The sequence below is a fragment of the Microbacterium sp. MMO-35 genome (assembly GCF_037147555.1).
In the GTDB taxonomy this organism is placed as follows: Bacteria; Actinomycetota; Actinomycetes; order Actinomycetales; family Microbacteriaceae; genus Microbacterium.
Window position 1 is genome coordinate 37,448 of the sequence record NZ_JBBCVH010000002.1, and the last position, 11,625, is coordinate 49,072.

Sequence of the window (11,625 nt, forward strand, 5' to 3'; positions counted from 1 at the left end):
CGTCGCCGGGGCCGTCGGAGCGCGGGCGACCCTAGGCTGGTCCCATGCGTCAGAACCCGAGCTTCGCCATGACCGATGTCGCCGAGTTGCGGCGGATCATCGCGGCGAATCCCTGGGCGACGCTGGTGGGCCGGGACGAGAACGGCATGACGGCGTCGCACTACGCGGTGCTGCTGGACCCTGACCGCGACGACCTCACCGTCGTCGGTCACGTCGGACGTCCGGACGACATCGTCCTCGGGCTGGGAGCCCAGGAGCTCCTGGTCGTCTTCCAGGGCCCGCACGGCTACATCTCGCCCGGCTGGTACGGCGACGTCGCCGCGGTGCCGACGTGGAACTACGTCGCCGTGCACCTCTCGGGTACGCCGGAACTGCTGGACGCCGAGGAGAACCTGCGCGTGCTGGACCACCTCGTCGATCACTTCGAAAGCCGGCTGGCGGATCCCCGCGGCATGTGGGCCCCGCCGAACGACGCGGCGTTCCTGCGCCGGCTCGAGGCCGGCACCATCGGCTTCCGGCTGACGCCGACCCGCGTCACCGCCAAGCGCAAGCTCAGCCAGAACAAGCCGGACGAGGTGATCGAGAACGTGATCCTCGAGCTCTCCGGAGACGGCGAATACGCCGAGCCGCGCCTCGCGGCCGAGATGCGCCGGGCGCACGACGCGCGGCTCGCCGCACGCGATGCGGCGACGGCAGCACCGGCGGCGGAGCGATGAGCGGAGGCAGCATCGCCGCGATCCGCGGTGTGCGCATCACCGGCGCCGGACGGCGACTGCTGGCGGTCGACGGGCCGGTGGACGTGATCCTCGAGGACGGCAGGATCGCCGACGTGGCGCCGACCGGGGCGCTCCCGCTGCGCGGGCCGGTGCTGGAGGGCGACGGCGCCTGGCTCGCGCCGGGCCTGTGGGACCACCATGTGCACACGGTGCAGTGGGCGCTCGCGGCGCAGCGTGAAGACCTGTCGGCGACGACCAGCGCCGTCGAGGCCGCCGCGGCCATGGCGCGTGCTCCGCTGCTGCCGGACGGACGCCGAGTCGGCTCGGGATTCCGGGATGTGCGCTGGACCGACCGCCCGAGCCTCGCGCTGCTCGACGAGGGCAGCGGCGACGTCCCCACCTACCTCATCAACGCCGATGTGCACAGCGTCTGGCTCAACTCCGCGGCGTTCCGGCGCGAGGGCTTCGCGGCGCCCCTCGACGGCATCCTGCGCGAGGAGGACGCCTTCGAGATCTCCCGTCGGCTGAACGCCGCGGACCCCGCCGTCGCGGACGCCGCCGTGGCCGCGGCGGCGCGGCGTGCCGCCGCGCGCGGAATCGTGGGGATCGTCGATTTCGACATGGCCTGGAACGCCGAGGCGTGGGCCCGGCGCGTCGCCCGGGGCTTCGACACGCATCGCGTCGAGTTCGCGGTCTATCCGCATGACCTCGATCGTGCGATCGCCGAGGGGCTGAGCACCGGGGACGCCCTGGCCGAAGACCCGTGCGGACTGGTCCAGGTCGGCCCCCTGAAGATCATCTCGGACGGTTCCCTCGGCACCCGCACCGCGGCGTGCAGTCACGGCTACGCCGACGATCCGCACAACCACGGGGTGCTCACCGTGCCGCCCGCCGAGCTCCACGACCTGCTGATGCGCGCGACCGGATCCGGCCTCGAGATCGCGCTGCACGCGATCGGGGACGTCGCGGTCACGGCCGCGCTCGACGCCTTCGCCGCGACCGGCGCGCAGGGGACGATCGAGCACGCTCAGCTCGTCCGGCACGGCGACCTCGCGCGGTTCGCACGCCTGGGCGTCGCCGCGAGCGTGCAACCGCAGCACGCGCTGGACGACCGGGACGCCGCCGACGTGCTGTGGTCGGCGCAGACGGCGATCCCGTATCCGCTGGCATCACTGGATCGCGCGGGTGCGAGCCTGCGGTTCGGCTCCGATGCCCCGGTGGCGCCGCTGGACCCGTGGCAGGCGATCGCCGCGGCGGTGTTCCGCACCGACGACGAGCGGGCCGCGTGGCACCCCGAGGAGCGCATCGACGTCAAGACCGCCCTCGCGGCGAGCGCGCATCGCGGGACCGGAACGGGGGCGGCGGTGCAGCCGGGTGCCGACGCCGATCTCGTGCTGCTCGGCGCCGATCCCTCCACGGCGGACGCGCGGACGCTGCGCTCGATGCCCGTGTCGGCGACCGTCGTCGGCGGATGGGTGACGCACGGGGGATAGCCCCCGGACAGATCCGGCGGTGCGCACCCTGGCCGGCGGGATCGGAGAACGGCATCGTTGAGGTGGGCCCGATCGGCGCCCTTCCCTCACGGACTCAGGAGAACACGATGACCACCGTCACCCGACGGCTCGACGCCCACCCGACCGCACCACCGGCCGCGCCCCGCCGAGGCTACGGACGGGCGTGGGCCGCTGCACCGGGCAATGCGCTGTACCTCGCGGTGCTCTCGCTGCCCCTCGCGATCGTGGCGATGGGGGTGACCTGGTCCGTGTTCGGGCTCGGCATCGGCTCCCTCGTGCTCGTCATCGGCGTGCCGATCCTGGTCGGCTCGCTCTACGTCGCCAGAGGCTTCGCCGAAGCGGAGCGGGCGCTCCTGCGGATGACCGACCACCCGCCGATCGCCGCCCCCGACTGGCGACGCGGGACCCGCGCCGGCGGGCGATGGGCGCGGCTGACGCAGCCGCTGCGCAACGCGCACTACTGGATGGCGCTGCTGTCGGCGCTGCTCGTGCGCCCGATCGTCGCGATCGTCGGATTCGCGTTCGCGATGATCTGGATCGTGCTCGCCCTCGGCGGGCCGACGTACTGGTTCTGGTCGCCGTTCACGGAGAACGGCAGCGCGGAGAAGGTCTGGGTGCCGTGGGCCGTGCAGCACATCTTTGGCGGCATCGATCCGAACCCGGATCCGCACCGGTGGGCGTCGATGCTCTACCTCGTCGTCGGGCTGGTGTTCCTCGCGACGCTGCCCCTCGTGCTGCGCGGGCTGGTCCGCCTGCACGGCTCCGTGGCCGCTGCGCTGGTGGGTCGCTGGGAGTCGGACGACCTCGCGGCCCAGGTCGTGGGCCTCGACGCCTCGCTCGGCGCGGCGGCGCGCGCCGAGGATGAGGGTCTGCGCCGGCTGGAGCGCGATCTGCACGACGGTCCGCAGCAGCGCCTGGTGCGCCTGCAGATGGATCTCGCGGCCCTCGAGCGCCGCGCGGCCGACGGGGACGCCGAGGCGGTCGCCGCGCTCGCCCAGGAGTCCCGCGGACACGCGCAGGCCGCACTCGACGAGTTGAGGGCTCTGGCCGGCGGGGTCGCCCCGCCGCTGCTCCAGGATCGCGGGCTCGCCGAGGCGATCGCGGCCCTGGCGGCGGCGAGCCCGCTCCCGGTGCACGCGTCCGTCGGCCCGGACGTCGCCCCGGCTCTGAGTCCGGAGGCGGCGCGGAACCTGTACTTCGTGGTCGCGGAGCTGCTCACGAACGTGGCGAAGCACGCCGGCGCCCGGAGCGCGGCGGTCGCCGCGATGCGGGACGGGGACGAGGTGCGCCTGACGGTCCAGGACGACGGGCACGGTGGCGCCGAGCCGCGCAGCGGGGGAGGCCTGGAAGGGCTCGCGCGCCGCGTGCAGGGCATGCGGGGGACGCTGCACCTCGACAGCCCCGTCGGAGGACCCACGATCGTGACGGTCGAGGTTCCGGTCTCGGCGTAGCGGGAGCGTGCGGCGGAGCCGTCCCGGACGCCCTCTAGTCTGAAGGGCGTGACCGATCAGGAGACTCCGCTGCGCGTGATCCTCTTCGAGGACTCGATCCTCCTGCGCGAGGGCCTGGTGCGGCTGTTCGCCGAGGCCGGGTTCGAAACGGCGGGCGCGTTCGTCGACGCCGAGGACGTGGTCGCCCGCACGCGCGACGCCGGCGCGCAGGTGGCCGTCCTCGACGTGCGGATGCCGCCGACCTTCCGCGACGAGGGCATCCGTGCGGCGCTCGCGCTGCGGGCGACGCTGCCGGAGGTGGGCGTCCTGGTGCTGAGCCAGTACGTCGAGGGCGTCTACGCCCGTGAGCTGCTCGGCGCGGGGGAGGGCGGCGTGGGATACCTGCTGAAGGACCGGGTGACGTCGCTGGAGGAGCTCTCCGCGGCGGTGCGCCAGGTCGGCCGCGGGGGCACGGTGCTCGATCCGCGCGTGGTGCAGCAGCTGATGCGGACGGGGCCGGATCCGCTCGGTGCGCTCACCCCGCGCGAACGCGAGGTCCTCGAGTCGATGGCGGAGGGGCGCAGCAACGTGGCGATCGCCGGGCAGATGGGCATCGGCGTGGGCGCCGTGGAGAAGAACATCTCGGCGATCTTCGCGAAGCTCGGCCTGGAGGACTCCGGCACCGCCCACCGGCGCGTGCTGGCGGTGCTCGCCTATGTGCAGAACGACCCCCGTCCCTGAGCGGGGCGGGGGTCGTCCGCGAGGTGCGGTGGTGCGTCAGGCCGCGACGTGCGAGACCAGGAACCAGCGGTCCTTCTCGAGACCGCGCTGGATCTCGATGGCGACGTCCTGGCTGGTGAGGTCGATCTCGTCGAGGCCCTCGACGGCGGCCTTCACGTTCACGAGGATCGCGTCGATGTCGGCGATCACGGCGCGGACGAGGTCGTCCGAGCGCGTGAAGCCGGCGGGGACCTGAGTGGCCCCGGCCTTCTCGGCGACGACCGCGGCGCGGGCGTCGATCGGCAGCCCCAGGGCGACGATGCGCTCGGCGGCGGTGTCGGCGAAGTCGCCGGCGTGGTCGACGATCACGTCGAGCAGCTCGTGCACGCCGACGAAGTTCGCGCCGCGCACGTGCCAGTGCGCCTGCTTGCCGTTCAGGGTGAGCGCCTGCAGGCCGAGCACGACCGGGGTGAGGAACTGCGCGGCGCCGGCGGCGACGGTCGGGTCGACGGACGTTGCGGTGATGGTCTCGGCGTTGCTCATGATGTCTCCTCGGTGATCGTTCGGATCCGTGCCTGCTGATGTCTTGACCCCAACGCTACTCAGCTCAGAATGTTCCGCAAGCAAGCTGAGGCAACGCTAACTCGCAGATCACATGGCAATTCGGCAAGGCTAGCCTTTCCTGTGGATCCCGGTGCGCACCGCGTGGAGGACGGGAGTGCGGACAGATCCGGGATACCTTCGTCAGGTGGCATCAGCTGGTACCTCCTCTCGTGCGGCCCTGCGTCGTACCCGAACGTCCGCCGCGCAGAAGGTCGGATCGAACTTCATCCCCCATGTGCAGGGGCTGCGCGCGATCGCGGTGCTGGCCGTCGTTCTGTATCACTTCTGGCCGGGACGGCTGAGCGGCGGGTACGTCGGCGTCGACATCTTCTTCGTGATCTCCGGCTTCCTCATCACGGCGCACCTGGCACGCGAGCTGAACGCCACAGGCCGGGTGAACCTCGGCCAGTTCTGGGCGCGGCGCGCACGGCGTCTGCTGCCCGCGTCGCTGCTCGTGCTGCTGTTCTGCGCGATCGTGGCGGCGATCCCCGTGCTCTCGCCGCTGTCCCAGCTCCCCGCCGAGCTGCAGGAGATCGTCGCCTCGACGTTCTACGTGGAGAACTGGTTCCTGGCGCTGAACTCCGCCGACTACCTCGCGCACTCGGGCGACCCGACCATGGTGCAGCACTACTGGTCGCTCTCGCTGGAGGAGCAGTTCTACGTGCTCTGGCCGCTGATCATGCTCCTCGCGGCATGGATCGCGGTGAAGTACTTCCGCGGCTCGCGGCTGCGTGCGGCCGCGATCGCGATCGGCGTCGTCTCGGTGGCGTCGTTCGCGTTCTGCGTGTGGTTCACGGCCACGAATCCCGCACCGGCGTACTTCGTGACCTTCGGGCGCATGTGGCAGTTCGGTGTGGGCGCGGTGATCGCGCTCGTGCCGCGTCTGCGCGTGAGCAACGCGATCGGCAGCTTCATCCTGGGCTGGGGCGGCATCATCGTATTGCTCGTCGTCATCTACCGCTTCGACGGTCAGACCCCGTTCCCGGGCTACATGGCCGCGATCCCGACCCTTGCGGCGGCGGCGATCATCGCCGCCTCGAACACGGAGCGCTGGTGGTATCCGACCCGCATCCTGGCGATCCGCCCGATGCGCTTCACCGGCGACATCTCCTACAGCCTGTATCTGTGGCACTGGCCGCTCATCATCATTGCGCCGTCGGTGCCGTTCTGGGGCCTCTCGATCTATCACCGCGTGGCGCTCGTCGGCATCTGCTTCCTGCTCGCCTGGCTCACGAAGAAGTTCGTGGAGGATCCGACGCGGATGTGGAAGCCCCTGACCTCCCGCAAGCCCCGGCTCTCGCTGTGGGCATCGCTGGCCGCCATGGTGATCGTCGCGGGCACGGCCGGCGCCGGGTGGGCCGCGAACGCGGGCACCTACCAGCAGGGGGTGCAGGCGATCGCCGAGCTCCGGGCCAACCCGCCGGCCTGCTTCGGCGCCGCGGTGATCCTCGACGAGTCCTGCGCAGGGAAGAAGACCGACCAGATCCTGCCCGCGCCCGGATTCGCCGGCGTGGATCGCCCCGAGCAGTCGCAGTGCTTCGTGCAGCTCAACGATGCCCGCCCGGTCTCGTGCGAGTTCGGATCCAAGGATCCGAAGGCCAAGCAGATCGCACTCATCGGCGACAGCCACGCCTACCAGCTGCTGACGACGTTCCAGGGCATCGCCGAGAAGGAGGGGTGGCATCTCACCACCTACTTCAAGGGCGCGTGCCCGTGGAACACCACGCCGCTGTCCACCGGAGGCGCCTTCGGCGATGCCTGCACGCAGTACCGGGCCGCCGTGGCCAAGCAGCTCGAGGGCAAGCACTTCGACGCGATCTTCACGGCGGCGCTCTCCACCACGCCCTATGCGGCGGGGGAGCACGCCTCGTCCTACGACGCCGCGGTGGCCGGCTATCGGGAGGCGTGGGCGACGCAGACGTCCCAGGGCACGCCGGTGATCACAGTGGTCGACAACCCGGTGTGGGAGACCGACCCGAACAAGTGCCTGCGCACGCGGGCGCAGAGCGCCTGCGACGGAGCGCGATCCGACCTGCTGACCGAGAAGGATCCGCTGCGCGAGGCTGCGGCGGGGCAGAAGGACGTCACCCTCCTCGACTTCACGAAGGTGTTCTGCGACGACGAGACCTGCCGGGCGGTCGTGGGCGGGGCGAACATCTACCGCGATCAGGACCACATCACGGTGACGTTCGCCAACTCGCTCGCCCCGCAGTACACGGCGGCGTTGAAGGCGGCGATGGGGATCGGCTGACGGCCGGTCCCCGGCGGGACGGATAGGGTCGCGGTATGAGCGACGCCACGATCCTGTCCCTGCCCGATCGCACCCCCGTCATCGACCCGTCGGCGTTCCTCGCCTCGGGGGCGAAGATCATCGGCGCGGTGACCCTCGGCGAGGGCTCGAGCGTCTGGTACAACGCGGTGCTGCGCGCGGACTCCGCGGAGATCAGGATCGGAGCGGGCAGCAACGCGCAGGACAACGTCTCGGTGCACGTCGACGCAGGGCACGGCGTCCTGATCGGCGACGACGTCTCGATCGGGCACAACGCTGTGGTGCACGGCTGCACGATCGGGGACGGATCGCTGATCGGCATGGGGGCCGTGGTGCTGAGCGGTGCGATCATCGGATCCGAGTGTCTCATCGCGGGCGGCGCGCTCGTGCTGGGCGGCACGGAGGTGCCGGACGGGTCGATGGTGGCGGGCGTTCCCGCCAAGGTGCGCCGTGCGCTCACTGCCGAGGAGCGGGAAGGTCTGCGCCGGAACGCGCGGATCTACCGCGAGCACTCGACCCAGCACCGCGAGGCGCGTCCGCTCTAACGCCGCGCGCACGACGTCGCCGGCGCCCGGTAGTCTCGACTGTGCGGGGCGGTGGCCAAGCTGGTGAAGGCAGTGGGCTCATAACCCAACGATCGCGGGTTCAAGTCCCGCCCGCCCCACGTTGCTCACCTTCTCCTGAATGCAAAAAATATGGCGACCGGTCTATATAATCGAAACATGGCTACCAAAGGAGAACTGACCAAGGCGCGGCTCGCAGAGTCGATGCTCGAACTCATCCAGACGAGCGGATACAGCGGAACGGGCTTGAGTGCCGTGATCGACCACGCATCGGCTCCGAAGGGATCGGTCTACTTCCACTTCCCCGAGGGGAAGGAAGGGCTGGGGGTCGCGGCCGTCGAGCTTGCCGCCGCGCAGTTCGGGGCGCTGATCGCCGAGGCCGTCGACTCCGCGGGAAGCGTTCCCGCCGCGGCCCGGACGGCGATCGAGGCGTTGTCGAGCATCGTCGGCGGCAGTGACTTCCGCCTGGGGTGCCCGGTCTCCGTCGTCACCCTCGAGATGGGTGCGGAGAGCGAGCGGCTGCGCCGGGCGTGCGCAGCAGCCTTCGCTTCGTGGATCGGCCCGATCGCAGCCCTTCTCGAATCCGGCGGTGCCGGCGCTGAGGAGGCGCGCACCCTGGCGACCTTCGTGGTCTCGACGATCGAGGGTGCCGTCATCGTCTCTCGGGCGATGAAGACCACCGAGCCGCTGTCCGCGGCGGCCGACGTGATCGCCGCCCTGCTCGAGCAGCGCCTCCCGCAGAAGGGGGATGCACGATGACCGCGTCGGCGGCACCGCGTCACGCGCTCGTCTTCGGCGCTTCGGGCCTGGTCGGCCGTCACCTGATCCTCACCCTCGCCGAGTCAGGTGCGGCCGTCACAGCGGCCGTCCGCAGCGCCGAATCCGGTGCGCGCGTCGAGCGATGGCTGAGGGAGCACGGTCTGACCCGGGCCATCGAGACGACGATCGTCGACTTCGACGCCCCGGAGATCCTCGCCGGCGGGGCCGCGGCGTTCCGCTGCGTGACGGAGATCCACAACTGCGCAGGGTCCTATCGGTTCGGCATGCCCGCGGCGGAGGCCCGCCACGCGAACGTCGGCATCGTCGAGAAGCTGATCGATTTCGCCGAGCGGCTCCCCGAGCTGCAGCGCGTCGTCCACATCTCGGGCTACCGGGTGGGAGGTCAGGACCCGACGACCGTCCCCTGGCCGGAGGAGCACCGCGCCCGCGTGTATCGGGAACTCGGCGGCTACGAGGCCTCGAAGGTCGAATCCGATGCCGTGTTCCACGCCGCCGTCCTGGAGCGCGGGATCCCGTGGACCATCGTCAACCCGGCGAGCGTGATCGGTGACAGCTCGACGGGGGAGGCCGATCAGCACATCGGCCTGGCTGCGACGATCGAGCAGGTCTGGGACGGGACCGCCACCGCCCTGCCAGCAGGCCGGGACACGTTCCTCCCCGTCCTCACCGTCGACTATCTGGCGGCGTTCATGGCGGCAGCGGCGATCGATCCGGCGGCGGCGGGCAAGGCCCTCTGGGTGCTCGACGATGCAACACCCCCACTGGCGGACCTGCTCACGCACGTCGGTCGACACCTCGGCGCGAGGGTTCCGAGATTGCGGGTCCCCGTCAACGTCATCAAGAGACTTCCGCGGCAGATCACCAAGGCGGATCCCGAGACGCTCGGCTTCCTCTCGGACGATCGATACCCGACGGCGCCGGCGCTCGCGCTGGCCGCGGAGCGCGGCATCGTCATGCCGGACGTCCTGGTCTCTCTCGAGCGCTGGGCCGACCACCTGGCGGCGCACCGCTTCGGACGCGCGACAGCGGACGACCGGCGGATCGTCGGCGGCGGCGGACTGAGGACGTTCGAGCTCGGGCAGGTGGGATCGCATCGGCTGATCCTGCCGGGGCTGCCCGTGAACGCCGACACATGGGCCTACGTCGCCTCGGCCATCGGCGCGCGGGCCGTCGACCTTCCGGGCCTCGGCCTGAGCGGCGGAACCGGGGTGCGGGATTGGATCCGGTGGCTGCCGGGGGTGCTGGGGGAGGAGCCCGTCGAGCTGATCGGGCACTCCCTGGGTGCGGCTGCAGCCGTCGTCGCGGCGCAGCACTTTCCACACCGCGTCGCGTCGCTCACGCTGGTCGCACCGTTCTTCCTTCAACCGCGGGCCGGGCTCTCGGTGCGCATGCGACCGCTCATCCGCAGCTACCTGCGGCGTGTCGACCCGGCGCGGCTGTCGCTTCGGCTCACCGGATCGACAGCGCTCGAATCGACGGTGAGCGACCTCAGGCGCACGGGCGCGATGGGGGTGGCCTCTCAGCTGGCGCTTGCCGGCTCGGCCCGGTGGCGTGCCGCCCTCCGGGACGCGCTCGAGCATTTCGACGGACCGATCCGCATCATCGCCGGAAGCGAGGATCCGCTGGATCCGGGCACGGCAGACCATGTCGCATCACGTCCGAACGCCGAGTTGATCTCGGTGGCGGGCGCCGGGCACCACCCGCAGCTGACCCACGGTCAGGAGGTCGCCGGCCTGCTGGCGGGGGTGTCCGAGACCGCCGTGATGTAGCCGACCCGACCGGGGCCGCCCCGCCGTGCTCCCTCCGGGTCCCGGTGGGGCGGCCCGGCGCCGCGTCAGCGTTCCGTGGCATCCTTGAGGTGCTCGCCGGCCCTCTTCGCGTCGTCCTTGAGGTTCTCGCCGGCCTCCTTGAGGTCGGCCTTGGCCTGGTCCAGCTTGCCCTCGTTCTCGAGCTTCTCGTTGTCGGTGACCTTGCCGGTCGCCTCCTTGGCCTTTCCCGTCAGCTTCTCGGCGGTGTTCTTCATGTGGTCTGCAGCGCTCATGGGCCTGCTCCTCTCCTGCGGGTCGATGAGCACAGACTCGCAGGCGGCCGCCGGCAGGTCGACGGGGTTGACGAGGCGTCGGCCGGTCGCTACAAGGGGCGGCACTGATTACCCTTGTTGTTACGTAACTGATCAGGTACATTGTCGGTCATGGATGCCGTGCTGCAGGCCCTCGCCGACCCGAGTCGACGGGTGGTGCTCGGGATCCTGCGTGATCATGAGGCCACGGCGGGCGAGCTCGCCGATGCTCTGCCCATCGCGCGGCCCGGCGTCTCCCGGCACCTGCGCGTGCTGCGTGAGGCGGGTCTGGTCGACGTGCGGCAGGACGCGCAGCGGCGGATCTACCGCCTGCGTCCGGAGGCGCTCTCCGGTATCGACGAGTGGCTCGCCGACTATCGCGACCTGTGGGTCCAGCGGCTCGACGCGCTGCACACCGAGATCGCACGAGGGAAGAGGGACGACGCATGATGGACACCGGGATGATGTGGGACATCGACGACGCTCACGGCGGTATCCGCGTCGAGGAGGTGTACGACACCGATCTCGAGGACCTGTGGCGGGCCTGCACCGATCCGGCGCGACTCGCGCGCTGGATCGTTCAGGTGACGGGGGACCTGAGACCCGGAGGCATGCTGGAGGCCACCTTCACCAGTACCTGGACCGGCCGCATGCGGATCGAGGTGTGCGATGCCCCTCGGCATCTCCTGCTCACGCAGCAGCCGGGCACTGAGGAGGAGACCGTGATCGAGGCCTGGTTGCAGGAGGAGGGCACGCAGTCGCGACTGATCGTGGAGGAGCGCGGATTGGGGTCCGGCGTGCTGCATTTCCACGCGGCCGGCTGGCAGGTGCACCTCGAGGATCTCGCCCGTTCGCTGCGCGACCCCGCAGGCGCCCATCCGGACGGCTGGTCGGCGGAGGCGCCCGCCGCGGCCTGGCAGGCCCGCTGGCGGGACCTCCTCCCCGTCTACGCATCGTCCCGGGGCGTCTGA

At 71.1% G+C, this 11,625-nt stretch carries 12 protein-coding genes and 1 tRNA gene; 11 read left to right on the top strand and 2 right to left on the bottom strand.

The genetic code is table 11. From position 1 onward, the window contains the following. Positions 1–44 precede the first annotated feature (44 nt). The 4 genes from WFJ01_RS03465 to WFJ01_RS03480 all read left to right on the top strand — a co-directional run bounded on the left by WFJ01_RS03465 (position 45) and on the right by WFJ01_RS03480 (position 4,401). Positions 45–716, top strand: a complete 672-nt coding sequence (locus WFJ01_RS03465; protein WP_336628220.1) for an FMN-binding negative transcriptional regulator — start codon at positions 45–47, stop codon at positions 714–716. Continuing rightward, entirely contained in the window at positions 713–2,209 is a 1,497-nt protein-coding gene (locus WFJ01_RS03470) for an amidohydrolase (RefSeq protein WP_336628221.1), read from the top strand. The genes WFJ01_RS03465 and WFJ01_RS03470 overlap by 4 nt, the downstream gene beginning before the upstream one ends. 107 nt (positions 2,210–2,316) lie before the next feature. After that, a complete protein-coding gene (locus tag WFJ01_RS03475; protein WP_336628222.1) occupies positions 2,317–3,681 on the top strand; it encodes a sensor histidine kinase in 1,365 nt (454 codons plus the stop codon). Positions 3,682–3,729: 48 nt separating this feature from the next. Further along, positions 3,730–4,401 carry a response regulator transcription factor gene (locus WFJ01_RS03480; protein WP_336628223.1) on the top strand — a complete coding sequence of 224 codons (672 nt, stop codon included), beginning with the start codon at positions 3,730–3,732 and terminating at the stop codon, positions 4,399–4,401. Positions 4,402–4,437: 36 nt separating this feature from the next. Here WFJ01_RS03480 and WFJ01_RS03485 read toward each other — a convergent pair whose 3' ends face one another. Further along, the gene (locus WFJ01_RS03485; RefSeq protein WP_251439471.1) at positions 4,438–4,923 is read right to left on the bottom strand and encodes a Dps family protein; all 486 of its coding nucleotides are present in this window, start codon (positions 4,921–4,923) and stop codon (positions 4,438–4,440) included. A 205-nt stretch (positions 4,924–5,128) separates the two neighbouring features. On the opposite strand from WFJ01_RS03485, the gene WFJ01_RS03490 reads away from it, so the two are divergent. The 5 genes from WFJ01_RS03490 to WFJ01_RS03510 all read left to right on the top strand — a co-directional run bounded on the left by WFJ01_RS03490 (position 5,129) and on the right by WFJ01_RS03510 (position 10,364). Then, positions 5,129–7,234, top strand: a complete 2,106-nt coding sequence (locus tag WFJ01_RS03490; RefSeq protein WP_336628224.1) for an acyltransferase family protein — start codon at positions 5,129–5,131, stop codon at positions 7,232–7,234. 35 nt (positions 7,235–7,269) lie between these two features. Continuing rightward, the gene (locus WFJ01_RS03495; protein WP_295032441.1) at positions 7,270–7,797 is read left to right on the top strand and encodes a gamma carbonic anhydrase family protein; all 528 of its coding nucleotides are present in this window, start codon (positions 7,270–7,272) and stop codon (positions 7,795–7,797) included. A gap of 45 nt (positions 7,798–7,842) precedes the next feature. Continuing rightward, a tRNA-Ile gene (locus tag WFJ01_RS03500) sits at positions 7,843–7,916 on the top strand. Positions 7,917–7,974: 58 nt separating this feature from the next. Next, positions 7,975–8,574, top strand: a complete 600-nt coding sequence (locus tag WFJ01_RS03505; protein ID WP_336628225.1) for a TetR/AcrR family transcriptional regulator — start codon at positions 7,975–7,977, stop codon at positions 8,572–8,574. After that, positions 8,571–10,364, top strand: a complete 1,794-nt coding sequence (locus WFJ01_RS03510; RefSeq protein ID WP_336628226.1) for an alpha/beta fold hydrolase — start codon at positions 8,571–8,573, stop codon at positions 10,362–10,364. Before WFJ01_RS03505 ends, WFJ01_RS03510 begins: the two co-directional genes overlap by 4 nt. Positions 10,365–10,429: 65 nt before the next feature. Here the strand turns inward: WFJ01_RS03510 and WFJ01_RS03515 are convergent, their stop codons facing one another. Next, a complete protein-coding gene (locus tag WFJ01_RS03515) occupies positions 10,430–10,636 on the bottom strand; it encodes a CsbD family protein (RefSeq protein ID WP_336628227.1) in 207 nt (68 codons plus the stop codon). Between the two features lie 150 nt (positions 10,637–10,786). On the opposite strand from WFJ01_RS03515, the gene WFJ01_RS03520 reads away from it, so the two are divergent. Beyond that, a complete protein-coding gene (locus WFJ01_RS03520) occupies positions 10,787–11,104 on the top strand; it encodes an ArsR/SmtB family transcription factor (RefSeq protein ID WP_251439479.1) in 318 nt (105 codons plus the stop codon). Continuing rightward, positions 11,101–11,625 (top strand): SRPBCC domain-containing protein, encoded by a 525-nt coding sequence (locus WFJ01_RS03525; RefSeq protein WP_251439481.1) that lies wholly within the window; start codon positions 11,101–11,103, stop codon positions 11,623–11,625. The genes WFJ01_RS03520 and WFJ01_RS03525 overlap by 4 nt, the downstream gene beginning before the upstream one ends.

Coding starts and splice junctions, on each gene's coding strand:
- WFJ01_RS03465 (WP_336628220.1), top strand. CDS start 45: ATGCGTCAGAACCCGAGCTTCGCCATGACCGATGTCGCCGAGTTGCGG.
- WFJ01_RS03470 (WP_336628221.1), top strand. CDS start 713: ATGAGCGGAGGCAGCATCGCCGCGATCCGCGGTGTGCGCATCACCGGC.
- WFJ01_RS03475 (WP_336628222.1), top strand. CDS start 2,317: ATGACCACCGTCACCCGACGGCTCGACGCCCACCCGACCGCACCACCG.
- WFJ01_RS03485 (WP_251439471.1), bottom strand. CDS start 4,923: ATGAGCAACGCCGAGACCATCACCGCAACGTCCGTCGACCCGACCGTC.
- WFJ01_RS03495 (WP_295032441.1), top strand. CDS start 7,270: ATGAGCGACGCCACGATCCTGTCCCTGCCCGATCGCACCCCCGTCATC.
- WFJ01_RS03505 (WP_336628225.1), top strand. CDS start 7,975: ATGGCTACCAAAGGAGAACTGACCAAGGCGCGGCTCGCAGAGTCGATG.
- WFJ01_RS03510 (WP_336628226.1), top strand. CDS start 8,571: ATGACCGCGTCGGCGGCACCGCGTCACGCGCTCGTCTTCGGCGCTTCG.
- WFJ01_RS03515 (WP_336628227.1), bottom strand. CDS start 10,636: ATGAGCGCTGCAGACCACATGAAGAACACCGCCGAGAAGCTGACGGGA.
- WFJ01_RS03520 (WP_251439479.1), top strand. CDS start 10,787: ATGGATGCCGTGCTGCAGGCCCTCGCCGACCCGAGTCGACGGGTGGTG.
- WFJ01_RS03525 (WP_251439481.1), top strand. CDS start 11,101: ATGATGGACACCGGGATGATGTGGGACATCGACGACGCTCACGGCGGT.